16 protein-coding genes are annotated in these 15327 nt (G+C 66.8%); all 16 read left to right on the top strand.

Going from position 1 to position 15327, the window contains the following annotated elements:
- The first annotated feature begins 10 nt into the window (after positions 1-10).
- Positions 11-1447, top strand: coding sequence for a phage portal protein (locus NBRGI_RS24275; protein WP_148310934.1), 1437 nt, complete (start codon positions 11-13; stop codon positions 1445-1447).
- A 3-nt stretch (positions 1448-1450) separates the two neighbouring features.
- Positions 1451-2551, top strand: coding sequence for a VG15 protein (locus NBRGI_RS45385; protein ID WP_051728000.1), 1101 nt, complete (start codon positions 1451-1453; stop codon positions 2549-2551).
- Positions 2548-3120, top strand: coding sequence for a hypothetical protein (locus NBRGI_RS45380; protein ID WP_148310933.1), 573 nt, complete (start codon positions 2548-2550; stop codon positions 3118-3120). Before NBRGI_RS45385 ends, NBRGI_RS45380 begins: the two co-directional genes overlap by 4 nt.
- Before the next feature lie 27 nt (positions 3121-3147).
- Complete coding sequence (locus NBRGI_RS24260; protein ID WP_029899530.1) at positions 3148-3528, top strand: DUF2190 family protein; 381 nt, start codon at positions 3148-3150, stop codon at positions 3526-3528.
- Between the two features lie 18 nt (positions 3529-3546).
- Complete coding sequence (locus tag NBRGI_RS24255; RefSeq protein WP_029899529.1) at positions 3547-4452, top strand: major capsid protein; 906 nt, start codon at positions 3547-3549, stop codon at positions 4450-4452.
- The gene (locus tag NBRGI_RS24250) at positions 4449-4799 is read left to right on the top strand and encodes a hypothetical protein (RefSeq protein WP_029899528.1); all 351 of its coding nucleotides are present in this window, start codon (positions 4449-4451) and stop codon (positions 4797-4799) included. Before NBRGI_RS24255 ends, NBRGI_RS24250 begins: the two co-directional genes overlap by 4 nt.
- Before the next feature lie 3 nt (positions 4800-4802).
- A complete protein-coding gene (locus NBRGI_RS24245) occupies positions 4803-5198 on the top strand; it encodes a hypothetical protein (protein WP_029899527.1) in 396 nt (131 codons plus the stop codon).
- 107 nt (positions 5199-5305) lie between these two features.
- Positions 5306-5557: a hypothetical protein gene (locus NBRGI_RS24240; RefSeq protein ID WP_148310932.1), complete on the top strand. Its 252-nt coding sequence runs from the start codon at positions 5306-5308 to the stop codon at positions 5555-5557.
- Positions 5554-5922 (top strand): hypothetical protein, encoded by a 369-nt coding sequence (locus tag NBRGI_RS44165; protein WP_036560593.1) that lies wholly within the window; start codon positions 5554-5556, stop codon positions 5920-5922. The genes NBRGI_RS24240 and NBRGI_RS44165 overlap by 4 nt, the downstream gene beginning before the upstream one ends.
- Complete coding sequence (locus NBRGI_RS24230) at positions 5919-6413, top strand: phage tail termination protein (protein ID WP_029899525.1); 495 nt, start codon at positions 5919-5921, stop codon at positions 6411-6413. The genes NBRGI_RS44165 and NBRGI_RS24230 overlap by 4 nt, the downstream gene beginning before the upstream one ends.
- Before the next feature lie 68 nt (positions 6414-6481).
- Positions 6482-7387 carry an Ig-like domain-containing protein gene (locus NBRGI_RS44160; protein ID WP_036560590.1) on the top strand — a complete coding sequence of 302 codons (906 nt, stop codon included), beginning with the start codon at positions 6482-6484 and terminating at the stop codon, positions 7385-7387.
- 86 nt (positions 7388-7473) lie between these two features.
- A complete protein-coding gene (locus tag NBRGI_RS24220) occupies positions 7474-7944 on the top strand; it encodes a hypothetical protein (RefSeq protein WP_029899524.1) in 471 nt (156 codons plus the stop codon).
- A 125-nt stretch (positions 7945-8069) separates the two neighbouring features.
- Entirely contained in the window at positions 8070-8366 is a 297-nt protein-coding gene (locus NBRGI_RS24215; protein ID WP_029899523.1) for a hypothetical protein, read from the top strand.
- 504 nt (positions 8367-8870) lie between these two features.
- On the top strand, positions 8871-12713 hold the full coding sequence (locus NBRGI_RS49215) for a transglycosylase SLT domain-containing protein (protein WP_235211088.1): 3843 nt from the start codon (positions 8871-8873) through the stop codon (positions 12711-12713).
- Positions 12710-13618, top strand: a complete 909-nt coding sequence (locus NBRGI_RS24205; protein ID WP_051727999.1) for a hypothetical protein — start codon at positions 12710-12712, stop codon at positions 13616-13618. The genes NBRGI_RS49215 and NBRGI_RS24205 overlap by 4 nt, the downstream gene beginning before the upstream one ends.
- Positions 13615-15321: a Gp37-like protein gene (locus NBRGI_RS24200; protein ID WP_148310931.1), complete on the top strand. Its 1707-nt coding sequence runs from the start codon at positions 13615-13617 to the stop codon at positions 15319-15321. Before NBRGI_RS24205 ends, NBRGI_RS24200 begins: the two co-directional genes overlap by 4 nt.
- Positions 15322-15327 lie beyond the last annotated feature (6 nt).

The following is a 15327-nucleotide window of genomic DNA, read 5'->3' as shown; positions in this document are numbered from 1 at the left end:
GCGGTGATCGGTGAACCGACAGCAGGCCGTAGACGCCGCCCGGTACATGCTGCAAGGGCCGCGCTGGTATGAGGCGCAACGGCTCGAGGTGCTGGCCGCGGCGATGCGCCCATGGACCGCGAGCACGGCGCTGGCGGCGCTCGAGATTCGCGGCGTGACCTCGACGCAGATGCAAGGCGCGCTGTCGGCCCTGGTCGGTCTCGCCCGCAAGAGCCAAACGAATTTCCTGCCGCTGATCCTGGACGTGTTCGGCCAGGCCCTCAAAGTCGACAACTACCTCACCGGCGGGCAGATCAACCCCGAGACCGGACGCCGGGAGATGCGGACCACTGCGGGCCCGTGGACGTGGTGGCAGCGCAACCAGTTCGACGCCAAACAGACCGGGATCAACCGTGGCGCACTGCATTACGGCGTCGCGTATGCCACCGTGCTGCCCTCGCTCACCGTCGACGCCGCCGAGGGTGAGGCGGCGGTACACCTGCGCGGGGTATCGCCGCGGCAGATGACCGCGCTGTATGGCGAACCGCTGGAATGGAATCCGCGCGACGGCGGCCCGGTCGATGACGCGTGGCCGATTCAGGCGATGGAGATGAAGGGGCCGATGATCCGGCTCTACGACGAATCCAGCGTGCATTTCATCGGCGTGAAAAACGTCCCACAGTCCGCGCTCGGTTGGACAGACCCGTCGTATATCGCGGTCGGCAATTTCGACTACATCGAGGGCCGCAACCACGGTGTCGGTGTCTGCCCGGTGGTGCGGTTCCAAGACCGTGTCCTGCTCGATGGTGAGGAGCAGTTCGGGATCATCGAGCCCCTGCTCACGATTCAGGAACGCATCAACGAGACCACTTACGAGATGCTGGTCGCGCAGTACTGGTCGGCGTTCCGGCAGCGGTACGTCATGGGCTGGATTCCGAAGAACGAAGCCGACGCGTTGCGCCACGCAGCCTCGGACACCTGGTATTTCAAAGACTCGACGGTCAGCGCGGGCCAGTTCGATGCAACCGACCTGGACAACTACATCAAGTCCAAGGAATCGGGGCTACGCGACCTCGCCGCGGTAGGGCAGGTGCCCGCGCAGCAGCTGGGCCTGTCGGGTATCTCGAACATCAGCGAGGCGAGCCTCGCCGCGCTGGAGGCGGGCAAGGACCGCAAGGTCAGCGAGATCGAGACATCGCTCGGCGAATCCTACGAGCAGATGTTCCGCACCGCGGCCCACATCGCAGGCGACACCGCGGCGGCGGCTGACTTTGCGTCCGAGGTGATTTGGCGTGACGCGACGGCACGGAGCTTCGCGCAGATGGTGGATGGTCTGGGCAAGCTCGCGACGATGCTGAACGTGCCGGACGAGATCCTGTGGGAAGACATTCCCGGATGGACCAAGGAGAAGGTCGAGCGCGCGCGGGCCGCGCGGGCGCTCGAGGACGATATCCCGATCGAGGTCTAACCGGTGCTGTCCGCGGTTCTGCGGCTGCTGCACCGTGCTCTCGGTGCTTCCCTCGCCCGAATCGTGCTGCGGCGCATGACTGCCGACGGGGTGCCGGTCACTCCTGAGCAGCGTCAGCAGATGGCGCGGCAGCTGCACCGGCAGGTCGTGGCTCGGCGCCGCCGCAGTTACGGGCGCGCGGTCGAACAGATCCGCGTGTTCGATCCCGCGATCCGGCCCGCCGACGCGGACCCGTACCCGGTCGAGGCGGTCGTCGCCGCGCTGGAACGCGCGGTCAAACCACCAGCGCCGCCGCGGCGAGAACCAGAGCAGCAAGCGCTGAACCCTTCGGAATCTCCGAACAGTCCGGAAATCCCGGACAGTTCTGCGAGGCCGCGGGCCCGTGTGAGCGCACCGGAGGTAGCCGAGCGGCCACGAGCACGTGTCGCCGCGCCGGCCGAACTGGACCCGGCGTCGCGGCGCCGGTCCCGTGTCCGTGTGACGGCGGCGACGGCGGCGAATCGCACTGACCGGGTGGTGGTGCGCCAGGTCGCCGACGCGGTCAGCGCGACGCTGACTCGTCACGTCGCCGCGGCGGGCCGCAACGCTATCGCGCACACCGCGCTGGGTGCCGGTGACGAGATCGGCTGGGCGCGTGTGCTCTCCGGTGACGAGAACTGCGCGTTCTGCGCGATGCTCGCCAGCCGAGGACCGGTGTATCGCTCGGACAAGTCCGCGCTGACCGTGGTCGGCCGCGCGGGGCGGCCGCGCGGGAGCCGCGCTCTCGGCGAGCTGTATCACGACAACTGTGACTGCGAGGTCGTGCTCGTGCGCCGCGGACGCGACTGGGAGGGCCGAACCGAGTTCGAACGGCTCGAACGACTCTGGATCGCCGCGGGCACCGCGGCGCGTGACCTCGACGAGGAAACGCGCCTGACGTTCAACCGTGCGTTCCGGCGCATCGCTGCCAATCCCGCGCTCGGCGAAGAGATCGAGCAGCTGTGGAACGACAGCACCGAAAACCTGTCCGGCAGTGCAGCGCTGAAGGCGTTCGCGGCCGCGATCAAGGAAAACCCACCGGCTGCCCTGGCGGCGGCCCGACGCCCCAGGAGGGCTACACGATGACCGCTCCGACGCCCGCGACCGACCCGACGGCACCTGTACCGACCCCGGCGGATATGCCGGGCGCTTCCGGTGCGGGCGCTCCCGATCCTGCGCCCCCCGCGGCCACCCCGGCGCCTGCTGCGCTGAAAACCGATTGGACTCCGGAGGAGGCCACGAAGGTAATCAGCGAGCTGCGCGCCGAGAACTCCGATTGGCGGCGCAAATATCAGGCCGCCGAGCCGATCGTCAAGGAGTACGAGGCGGCGCAGGAAGCGGCCAAGTCCGAGGCGCAGCGGGAACGCGAGCGCGCCGACGCAGCCGAAAAGCTCGCCGCCGACCGGGAAGCCGAGGCGAACGTGCTCCGCGCAGCGGCCAAACACGGCATCCCTGAAGAAGATCACGATCTGCTGGGGTCCGGAACCCCGGAAGAACTGGACGCACGCGCGGCGCGCCTTGCCGCGCGGTACCCGTCCGGCACCGCACCGACCCCGCCGCCGAGTGACCGGCCGGTCGAGGGTCTGAGGCCAGGAGCCTCGCCCACCCCGCCGGCTCAGCCGGACACCTCATACCCCGCGGCCTGGAAGCCGTAGGGGCTCACCGAAAGGAGTTGGCAGCTCATGGCGAATGAGTGCTCACCTCTGTTCCGGCCGGGCAAGGACATCACCATCCTGGCCACGGCCAATATCACCGGCAAGACGTTCGTCGGTGTCTCGGCGACCCGGGACACCTCGACCGGCCTGATCAAGTCGGCGACCGCGACCGCGGCGGCGAAAGCGCTGGGAGTCGCCAGCGCCGATATCGCGTCCGGAGCGACCGGCCTGATTCACCGCGGCGGCATCGTGCCCGTCACTGCGGGCGGCAGCATCTCGGCCGGCGCCGAGGTCGAGGTCGGCTCGTCCGGCAAGGCGGTAACCCTCGCCTCGGGCAAGGCCGTCGGTATGGCCGTCGAGGACGGCACCAACAACAACCCGGTCATGGTCGCGCTGTACGGCGCGTAACGGAAAGGAGGCAGGACAATGGCACAAACTGCGTACTCGCAGCAGTACCCGCTCGGCACGCCTTCCGTTGCGGGCAACCTGATCACCGTCGATCTGATGCTGAAGGAACCGACGCGCATCAACGCGTACTTGTCGGATCTGGCGCTGAAGAACTACTTCGCGGAGCGCATTTTCACCAACAGCGGAGGCGTACAGGGTGGCGCGCTGGTGTACACACAGCTCACCAGCAACGACCTGTTCCCGACGCGTGGCGCGCAGAAGATCGCGCCGGGCGCCGAGTTCCCCGAAGTCACCTTCGATCGGCCCGAGCCGAAGACGGCTCAGGTCGAGAAGCTGGGCGGCAAATACCTCGTCACCGACGAGGCACGCGACCGCAACGACCTGTCGCTGATTCAGAACGAATCGGTCAAGCTCGGCAACGACATCGTGCGCCAGCTGCACGCCCGCGCGCTGGCCGAGCTGGAAGCGTCGATCACCGCGATCGGTTCCGATCTCCAGATCACCGCTACCTCATGGGCGGACGCCACCGCGCTCACACTCTCGACCGAGAACAAAGCAGCGCTCCCGGCCGCCGATCTCGCCGAAATCCGCAAGCGCGGCGAGGTCAAGGAGTTCGGCACGACGTTCAACCTGCTGATCCTGAATCCGCAGGAGTTCGCGAACCTGTCGATCATCTACGGCGACGCCGAGGCGTGGTTGCGGTCGCAGGGCTTCGGCGTCGCGGTGTCCAACGTGGTCACCGCAGGTACCGGCTACGCGGTGCAAGAGGGTCTCGTCGGGCAGGTCCGCTACGAGAAGCCGCTCACCACCACCACGTACCGGGCCGAGGGCATCGAGTCGACCTGGGTGCAGTCCTCGGTGCGCAGCGTGTTCGCGGTCACCAACCCGTACAACGCGATCAAGCTGACGGGTCTCGCGGCATGAGCGGGGTGAAGCGCACCGTGCGCATGGGCTCGATGGCCTACATCGACGCGGCGGGCAAGACCCGCCGCGCCGACAACGGCGCTGTCGTGCTCGTCCATCCCGATCACGTCGAGCGCTTCGACCGGCTCAACAAGCCGCAGGTGCTCGAGCCCGCCCCGGCGGCGGACACGGGCGAAGCCGAGCCCGAACCGGCGCCGTTCCCCGAGGGCGAGCCGTCGACATCCTGGACGGTCCCGCAGTTGCAGGCGTTCGCGGAGGCGAACGGGATCGACCTCGGCGACGCCAAGCTGAAAGCCGACATTCTCGCGCTCATCGTGGCAGCGAACCCGCCGGGCGCGGGGGACTGACCGATGCCGTTCGCCACCTACGACGATCTCGTGGCGCGCCCGCCGGCCTTGCCCCAGGCGAGCGAGGAACAGGTCGAGACGTTGATGGGTGACGCGGCGTGGTGGCTGTCGGTGTGGTTCCGGGTGTACGGCGATCTCGTCACCCTGGCCGAGGACGACGCCGAACTTGCCAAGGGCCTGGAGATCTTGTCGTGCAGCATGGTTCGCCGTGCGCTCACGACCGGCGCGATCGAAGGGGCCGCCAGCACCTATCAGGTGATGGGGCCGTTCTCGACGCAGATCGCCTACAAGAATCCCGACGGGAACCTCTACATCACCAACGCCGAGCGCGACGCGATCCTCGCCCTGCTCGGAGTGAATGTGTCCGGCGCGGTGTCGGCGAGCGGGCCGGGGCTGTAGTGCAGCCGTTCGTCGTCCCGTACGGCGAGACATGGACGATTCTGCGGGGCGCAGGGGATCGGACCGGCGACCGGGACAGGAGCCCGGCCGGAACGCTCACAAAATGCGTGTACTGGCAGAACGTCCCGGTCGAACCGGGCGGGGAGTATCCGGCGAACGCGCGCGAATCGGCGACCCTGACGAGCACCCTGGCGGTGCCGAAGGGCTCGCCCGAAGTGCGGCAGTCAGATCAGCTGCGCCGCGAATCGACCGGGGTCCGGTATCAGGTTCTGGGCCCGGCGAACTGGGATCGCGTCCACCCGATGACCGGATGGAATCCGGGCTATCTGATCTACACGCTGAAGGCGGTGACCGGATGAAGCACAACATTCCGTACCGGAACGAGTCCGGCGCCGGGAGCAATCCGGCGATCGAGGGTCTGTTGCTTTCGCCGCAGATGCGGGCGCTGATGTACGAGCGCGCCGAGATCGCACAGGCGATCTTTCGTGACATCGTCTCGAAACGTACGAGCCGCCTGGCGCGGTCGGCGAGAATCGAGACCTACCGCGGCGGCCGGCTGAAAGACAGGTGGAAGTCGCGCCTCGTCATAGGTGGCGCCGAGGCTCCGCACGCGCTCGGCCACAACTACGGATACCAGCGGCGCAACAAGGCCGGTCAGGTGACCGCGGTCATCGCCGGGCACGACGACCTCAACCAGGTGTTGGACATGTTGGGGACGTTGTGAGCGTGCAGTTCCCGGACTTCTACGAGGGCGGCTGGCCCGACCGTGAACTGCTGATGTGCGACCTCACGCAACGCTGGCTCGACCTGCTCACCCCGGCGGGTGCGGCCTACACCTGGCTGCCCGATGACCTCGAGACGCAGTTGGACGCCGGGCGCGTCCTGGTACGCATCCATCGAGGCGGGCTCGGCGCCGAAGGGCTCTACGACGCGGCCGCGGTGCAAGTCGTCACCATCGCGGCGACCCGCGCCGACAGCTGGGCCGTCATGGAATACCTGCGGCAGATGATCCTGTCCTACGAGCACGGCGGCGCGGTCCGCCGCGAGGACGGCACGATCAGCCACATCTCGTTCGTCGAGGAACTGGTCGGGCCGCAGCAGATATTCGAGCTCGATCTCGACGAGCGAATGGTCCCGGCGACCTTCCGCATCGAGTGCCGACTTCCCACCACCACACCGGACTACGCGCGTATCCGCGAGTCCCTGCCCCTCTGAATCACCCCTGACGCACCGCGCCCGACCGGGCCGCGGCAGTTCGTCACGCCCGAAAGGAGCCGCCTGCCATGGCCGCAACCACCTTCTTGGAACTGAAGGACAAGCAAGACCCGCTGGTGATGTCCGCGCTCGACTGGCTTGTTTGCCTGCACGATTGGGCGCCCGGCGCGTCGTATTTCCCGACCGACCTCACCGATTCATCCGGGGTACTCCAGACGCTGCCCGCAGGCTGGAAGACCTCCGGCGAGTTGCAAAAAGCGGCGGCCGTGAGCCTGGCGCCGGATACGCAGACCGCCACGATCGACGGCTACGGGTCGCCGATGCCGCGCCGGGAGATCATGACCGGCGAAATGCTCTCGATCGACTACGTCGCGCAGGAGTGGCGGAAGATCAATCTCGAACTGGCGCACAACATGTCGCTCGCGACCGTGACCGCCGAGCCCGGCAAGGGCTTCCGTGCGCGCAAGCTGCCGACGCTCGATGTGCGGTACTACTCGGCGCTGGTCATCGCGAAAGACACCAACTCAAGCGGTGCACTGTACCCGTTCTTCATGTACCCGAAGTGCTCGGTCAAGAAGCGCGGCGCGATGCAAGGCCAGGTCGGCAAGGAGCTCGGTTTGCCGTTCACGCTCGGCATCCTCGACGACCCCGTTTTCGGTGGAAGCTACGACTTCGGTATCGCTGGTGCGGGTTTCGACTCGATCGCCGCAACCGCCGGATTCGTCGGGGCTGCGACCGCGATCTCGGTCACCCCGCCTGCAACGACCCTGGCGGTCGGCGAGCAGCTTCAGCTGTTGGTCATCGACGACAACGGGTTCGACCGCACCGCCGAGTGCACCTACGGCACGAGCAACGCGGGCCGCGCGACGGTCACCCCGACCGGCCGCGTCACCGCGGTGGCGGTCGGTTCGGCGGCCACGATCACCGCCACCCTCGGCGCGCTGTCCGATACGAGCGCGATCACCGTCGCCTGACCCCCTTCGAGCGCCGTCCCCGTGTCGTCCTGGCGGGCCACGGGGGCGGCTCCCGCCAGGAACCCGCCAGGGCAGGAGGAATCACCATGGCCGCGAGCACACCCCGCAAGAGTGCCCCGCGAAAGTCCGCGCCCCGCAAGGCCGACACGAAGAAGCCGGCCGTTCAACGGGCGAAGACCGACGACGCTGCACAGGCGCAAACGCAACGCAAGATCGAGGCGTTTGACGAACTCCGTTCCATCGCAGGCGATATCGGCCTCGACGGTCGCGTCATGGCACCGTACGTGCTGGACTGGATCGATCCGCCCGTGACCGCACGGTTCCCGGCCGACCTGGAGGACAAGATCGCCCTCGACACGGCATCGCGTCATTCCGATTCGATCGGCGTCTTGCGCGTGCTGCTCGGCGATCTCGGCTTGCTGAGAGTGGTGCGGGCGTTCCGAGGTCAGCCCGACGGCGAACGCCTGCTTGTCGGGTTGCAGATGCGACTGACTGACCACTTCCTCGGCCGAGGTGCCGCCGAGGTGGGGGGTACTGCGGCCTCGTCGACGTCGTAGGCGTTTACGGGGCCGCCCTGCGCTGGGATCTCCAAACCGTCCTGCACCTCGACCTCGACGACTGGCTACGCGGTGACCGGGATTGGCGCACTCTGTTCGAGTACTGGGAGCGATTACGCCGGCGGATGGGCTCGGCGTGCTGGTCCCAGCGCATCCAAGAACCCGAGGTCGTCGCCGAACTCGCGGCACAGAAGGAGCCTGACCGGCCCACGCCACCGCCGATCGAAGGATTCGGTGCGCTCGAGTCGACCCTCGCCGCGATGACCGACCGGCTCGCTCAGATCGTGTACGCCACCTTGCGCCTCGATCCGAACGCCGCGCCGGTCTCACCCCGTCCCGACTATCCGCATCTCGCTGCGCGAGAGGCGATCCGGCGCGCGCCGCTGATCGAGATGGAACTACAGCTGACGGGGGGTGAGTGAGTGGCAACGAGGTTCTCCGCCGGTGAGGCCGATGTCTCTATCGGCCCCGATTTCAGCGGTTTCGTGCGGGAACTGCGCGCAGACCTCGAGGAGGTCGAGGCAAAGCTCGGCGTCGAAATCCACCCGGATTTCACGGAATTCGCGCGCGAGCTACAGGAATACCTCGAACGCGTTCACGCCGACCTGGACGTGAAGATCCATGCCGACACCTCGGAGTTCGAGGACGAACTCGACACGCACCTGCGGACGATCGCGCGAGCGGTCGAGGTCCGAGTCGGTGTCGACGAGGTATCCCTCGATGCGGTCGAGACCCTGATCCGCGGGCGGCTGGCGGCGATGGACCTGCGGGTGGACGTGCAGGTCGGCGCCGACACCCGCACCGCGGCCGACGATCTGGCGTTGCTGCGAGCCTCCTACCGAGACCTGACCGTCAACGTCGACGCCGACACCGCCGGGGCCGCAGCACAGATCGCCGCACTCAACGGCACCACGGTAGGTGTGAACGTGCGCGCCGACACCGGCAGCGCTGGCGGATCGCGGGGCCTGCTCGGTGGCCTGCTGACCAACCCGCTCATTCTCAACGCCGGCGCGCTCGGCCTGTCGCAGGTGCCCGCGCTCGGCGCCGCGGTCGCTTCGATCGGCGCCGACATGCAAGCGCTGACGCAGAACGCCGCGCTGCTGCCCGGCTTCTTCGCCGCGGCCGCCGCGGGCGGCACGACCTTGGCGATCGGTCTGAACGGGTTGAAAGACGCGTTCGCTGACGGCAAGAAGGGGCAGGAGGCTTACGAGGGTCTGACCCGTGAGGGTCGTGCCCTGGTCGATCTCATGAAATCCCATGATGGGCAGTGGGAGCGAATCGGGGACCGTGTCCAGTCGATCACGCTGAAGAACCTGACCGAGCCGCTCCATCGCGTGGTCGATGAGCAGCTGCCCGCGCTCGATCGTGGCATGGGCTTGCTGGCCGGCCAGTTCAATACCGGGTTCCGGACGATACTCGGCGAGCTGGGCTCCGAGCGTGCCGTCGGCGCGGTCGACACCGTGTTCCGTAACACCGCCACCTCGGCCGGGATTCTGAACAGTGCGCTCGCCCCGGTCATCTCGAGCCTGTTCACCCTGACCGATGCGGGTACCGACAAGATGCCCCGGCTCGCGCAGTCGTTCACCGATGCGGCGACACAGTTCGATGCGTTCCTGACGCGCGCCGATCAGGCGGGCGATCTGGACCGGTGGATGAACGAGGGCATCGAGGCCGGCGGGCGGTTGCTGTCGGTGCTCGGCAATCTCGGCTCGATGCTGAACTCGGTTCTGAACGCGGGAAAGCTCGGCGGCGAGGGCTTCCTCGCGACTACCGACCGGCTCACCGACAAATGGGCGGGCTGGCTCAAATCCACTGAGGGACAAGAGAAGCTGACGACGTTCTTCGTGCAGGGACAAGAGCAGCTCGACCGGTGGGTGCCCGTCCTGCAATCGGTCGGCACGATCCTGAAGTCCGTGTACGAGGCCGCGCAGGCGTGGTCGGCAATCCTGATGCCGTTCCTGTCGGGGGCTGCATCCCTGCTGGCGAATCACGAGGGGCTCGTCAAGACCCTGCTCGTGTCCTATCTCGCGTTCCGCACGATCGGCCCGATCTTCACCGGCTTGCAAAACGTCATCAGCGGCGCGAACACCCGGCTGGACACGTTCCGCAACGGTATGGCTGCCAGCTCGAGCGCCTCGAACTTCGGGCGCGCGCTCGGTGGCATCGGGGCGATGATCGGCCCGCAGGGGCTGATCACTCTCGGCGTAGGTGTCGCGGCCGCCGGTATCGGCATCCTCGCGCAACGGCACGCCGAGGCCGCGCGCGCCGCCGAGGAACAACGCGCCAAGCTCGAGGCGTTGGGCCGCACCCTCGACGAGACGACCGGCAAGGCCACCCAAGCCACCCTGTCGACTGCGGCCGAGCAGTTCGGCAAAGAGGGATACCTCACCCGCGCAAGCACATTGGGTGTTGGGCGCGAAGCTTTTGTTCGCGCGTCGACCGGCGTCGACCCGGTCGCCCGGGATCAGATCAACGAGCGGCTGACACAGATCATCCTCGAGCAGCGGGACGCGACCCCCGAGAGCGCCAACACCTTCGGGCGGGCGCGGGCATCAGGGCTGTCGGACACCGAGATTGCCCAAGCGTTGCAAGGGCTTCCAGAGGCGGTCAAGAAGTACCGCGAGGGGATCGACAAGGCACAGGCCGCGCTCGCCGCTCAGGGCAGCGAGGAAGTGTTGCCGGACCTCGCGCAGCTGAAGGCCGCGTACAACGACGTCGGCGAGTCCGCGGCCACGCTCGGCGGCAAGATGAACGAGACGTCAGAAGCCATGGCGCGCGAAGGCAACGAAGCCGTCCAGGTGACTGACGCATCCCGGGGTTTGTTCGAGCTGACGCAGCAAGGCCGGGACGCGTTCGCTTCGTACGGCGTCGAAGTCGACCGGGTGACCGCGAACACTGTGGTTTTGAAGTCGGCGACGGTCGAGCAGCAGGATGCGATGCGCAAGCTCGGCTACACGGTGCAGGAGCTGCCGGACAAGACCGTCGTCGTCACGCTGAACGACGAGCAGGCCCGCGCGCAGCTGGTGAAGATCGAGGCCGAGGCGACCAGGCCGGTCACCAAGAACATTATGTTGCGCGTGCAGCAGGGCATCGACAGCCCGGCTGTTCGCGAGAACGCCGACACGTATTCTCCCGAGTCCGGCTACGTCCATTACGCCGGCGGCGGGCCGATCGAGGGTGGCATCCCCGGGCGCGACAGTGTGGCGCTGCTCGGCATGCCCGGCGAGCACATGCTCACTACCTCTGATGTTGACAAGCTCGGCGGGCAAGCTGGCGTGTACCGGTTCCGTGCGGCGCTGCAAGCCGGTCTCGTGCAGCCGATGGCGCAGGGCGGTGCGGTCAAGCCGTGGGGCGAGAAGGACGATATCGACCTCGCGCAGGCGCAGAACGCGGTCACACAGGCGCAGGAGCGTTTGCGCGCACTGGATTTCAAGAAGAACGTGAAGCCGTCCGAGCGTGAAGCCGCCGAGCTGGCAGTGCGTGAGGCCGAGCTGAAGGTGCGCCAGCTCGAGGACCGCAAGGCAGGGCGCTCCGGCACGCCGGGCCCGTCGTCGGAGGTGTTGCCGCAGCAGGCGCTGCCGGGCCGCCGCAGCGACGACGAGCTCGAACGGGAGGACGCCGACGCTTCGGTTGACCAGGCCAACACCAAGCGCAATCAGATCTATGCGGACCCGAACGCGACCGCCGAGGAGAAGGCGGCCGCGGACCGCGACTACCAGCGGGCCCAGAACCAGCGCGCGCAGAAGCTGCGTTCGCTGCAATCGTCGAAATCCGGAAGTGGAAGCGGCGCAGGCGATGTCGATATCAGTCTGCCGGGAATCGCGGCCAAGGGCGCGGGCATCCTCGCCGAGGGCATCCTCGCGATGTTCGGCCTGGAGAACAGCATCTTGTCCGGCGGCAACGTCTACACCCGCAGCCTGAACACCGCGATCAACTTCTACGCCGGCAAGGCCGGGCAAGGCGAACCCGGGCAGCCTGCCGACGGCGAAGGCTACGACTACACCCCGAAGAACCTGCCCGTCGACAAGAAGGGCAGCGAGTCCGGCACGAGTTCGTCGAGCAGCAGCACCGGCGAGCAGGGCACGCCGAGCCCGGAGTACAACCCGGGCGGCGGGGTGCAGCAGTGGTCGCCGACGTTCGCCTCGGTGCTGTCCGCGCTCGCGATGCCGGCGAGCTGGCTGAGTCTGGGCCTGGCGCAGATGCAGTCGGAGTCCGGCGGTAACCCGCGCGCGATCAACCTCTGGGACAGCAACGCCAAGAAGGGCATCCCGAGCAAGGGCCTGATGCAGGTGATCGACCCGACGTTCAACTCCTACAAGTCCGAGCTGTATCCGTCCGACATCTGGCATCCGTCGGCGAATATCGCTGCGGCGCTGCGCTATACGGTCGCCCGGTATGGGACGCCGGTGGGGGTGTGGGGGCAGGGTCACGGCTATCGGAATGGCGGTTGGGTGTTCGGGCCGGGCACCACCACCAGCGACAGCATCCCCGCGCCGTGGCTGAGCAACAAAGAGTTCGTGGTGAGCGCGGGCCCGGCCGAGACGTGGGGGCCGCAGCTGGAGGCGATCAACGCCGGACTGCCGATGCCGCTGCCGCCGCTGCCCGCCGGGATGACCCCGCGCGGCGGCGATTCGCGCACGGTGAATCGCGATCACGGCGTGCACTTCCACGCCCCGGTCACGGTGACCGACATGGGCGAGCTCGTGCGCGAGCAAGACCGGTGGTCCGCGCTACAGGCGCAAGGCGCGATGGCGGGGCTGCCCGGGTGAGCGAGTACCTGACACTGTTCTTGCTCGGCCGCGACGGTTCCCGCTGGAACCTGACCGACGAGTCCGAGGGCGTACTGCTGCGCAAGGGGCCGTCGAAACTCATCGACGCCCCAGCGAAAACGTACTGGCTCAACAGTGCGACCGGCGCGCACTACCAGGGCATGACCTTCGAACGCCGCGACCCCGTGTTCTCGGTGCAGATCAGCGGCCGCGATCCGGCGCAATGGGCCGACCGCGATTCTCGTTTCCGGATGGCACTCGGCCTCGTCGGTGAAGACACGTTCTGGCTGGAGGCGCACACGTCGTACGGTGTCCGGCGGCTGGAGATGCGGTTGCTGACCGAGCCGATCGCCTACGCCTCGGCCGAGTGGGAGGGCTACGACCCATGGCTGCGTCACGAGTCGACTCTCGGTATCAGCGCGGCGTGTGAGCGTCCGTTCTGGGAATCGTCCCCGGTCGAGCTGGAGTGGATTCCGCCGACATCGACCGCGACCGGGACGGTCATGGTCCCCAACCGCGGCGACGTGCCGGTGTTCTGGCGCGGCTTCGCGAACGCGCCGGGGCGATGGCGGGTCTTCGATCGCAGCTGGGGTCAGAAGATCTACGCGAAGGCGACCTATCCGTTCAACCGGGCCGCCGACGACGCCGCGCGGATGGTGTGGTTGCCGACGCTGGTCACCGGTGAGGACACCTCGATCGACAGCGACCCGGACGAGCCGACGCTGATCGCCGCGAATGGTGCACCCGTACAAGACCGCTGGCAATCCAACGGGATTCTCTACCCGATCGCGCCATGGACGCCACCGACCCCGGTCACCGTCCAATGCGAGGGCGTGCAGGCGGGCGCCGGCATCAAGTTCTGGATTCCGCGCCGGTTCTCGCGACCGTGGGGGGTGACGATTTGACCACCACGTTCGCCGACATCGAAGCCTTGTCTGCGCAGACCGACGAGATCCGCGACAACCTCACCCGCCTGCGCCGCACCCCGCCGTTGACGCGGCTGTGGAAGAACCGTCCCGACGGCTCACCGGGGGCTGTTCTGCAAGGCCGGGTGCCGGACACCGTCGCCGGGAAATTCCCGTGGAAGAACAACAAGAGCGTCGGCGGGCAACTGCGCCTGCGCCTCGACCATCACCTAGCCCGCTGGCTCGTGTCGATTCCCGATGATCCCGAAGCCAAGAAAAACGTAATCGTCACCGTCGACGTGATGGGCGGCGCGAAACGATGGTCGGGGCTGCTGAAAAACTGGAAGGTAGTCACGAAGAACCGCGTTCACTATCTCGAAGTGAATTTCGTGGACGACCTCCAATTCTTGCAATTCATGCTCGGCCCACCCAACCCGGCATTGCCGATCCCGATTTTCCAATTCCCGCGTGTACTACCAATTTTCGGACCTGCCAAGTGGGCAATCTCCATGATGGTCCTGATGAATCTGATAAGGCTCAACGGGCACCCGTGGACAATGCCGGACGATCCATTCAATGTCGAATCCTGGGATGATCTTTTCGATTGGTCAGACTGGCAGGTCCTGATCAAATGCAAACCGTTCGATCTGGACGATTCGAGTTTGTGGACGATTCTTGCCACTCGCATGAATCGCATGGATCAGATCATCGGCGACGCGCTCGACGACGCACAACTCACGATCACCTATCGCCGCATCGTGACCGTGGACGGCGAGACGTGCCCGGTCGAGGGTGTCGACACCTGCGAGAATCTCGCATTGGTTTTCGAAGTGGTCGACAATTCGGGCTACTACTCGGCCGATGGCACCGGCACCGGCGGCGGGATCGCAGCAGGGTTACAGCGCACGGTCGCGCAATTCCTGTCCGGGTTCGTCGAGGATGTTCGGCTGTTCGTGGACGACGATCAGTCGATCTGGCCCGACGAGTACTACCAGGGCCACTACCACGGCACCATCCCCTCGCACCCGCACGTCACCGTGCGCGACAGCAGATACAGCCAGATCGAAACCAGCGAGCTCACCTGGGCGCCCGCGACCGCGGTCAGCGTGATAGTCGGCGGCGACAACCCCCTCGTCGACCAACTCGCACGGCTCACTATCGAATCCATCGCCGCCTTGATCGGCTATTTCCTACTCGGCGGATTCAGCGGGCTCGGCTCGATTGTCGCCGACGTGGTAATGCCGTTCCTGGTGGGAACCATTTTCGCTTGGTTGCAATGGACGAACCACACTCGCGCCCATAATCTCGGATGGATTCACCTGTATGAGATCTATCAGCAGGGCGCGGAAAACAATTCGTGGTCCCTGTCGGCGGTCGCCGCGCTGCGGGCGGGGTTCGAGGTCACGAAATCTCAGACCGCCCACCAGTTCACGATGCGCGACGGCGGCGAATACATTCCGGGGCTCGATTACGACATCGGTCACCGCATCATCTCGACCGCGAGCCACGTCACCGACAAGTTGTTCGTGGATCAGGTCGAGGAGATGGAAATCGATTGGGACTTCGAGGCGGGGAAGTTCTTCGGCTGGTCGACCACTGTAGGCAAAGCGGACGCTGCGATGTCGATGGCGGCCCGTAACGCGCGGCTGCTGACCAAGGCGTTCACGACGCTACAGAACATCGGCGTGCACCTGATCTCGTGAGGACAT

This window comes from Nocardia brasiliensis IFM 10847, from assembly GCF_000710915.1.
Taxonomy (GTDB): Bacteria; Actinomycetota; Actinomycetes; order Mycobacteriales; family Mycobacteriaceae; genus Nocardia; species Nocardia brasiliensis_A.
Note: the sequence above shows the minus strand (reverse complement) of the source record. Positions and strands in the feature narration are given on the sequence as shown.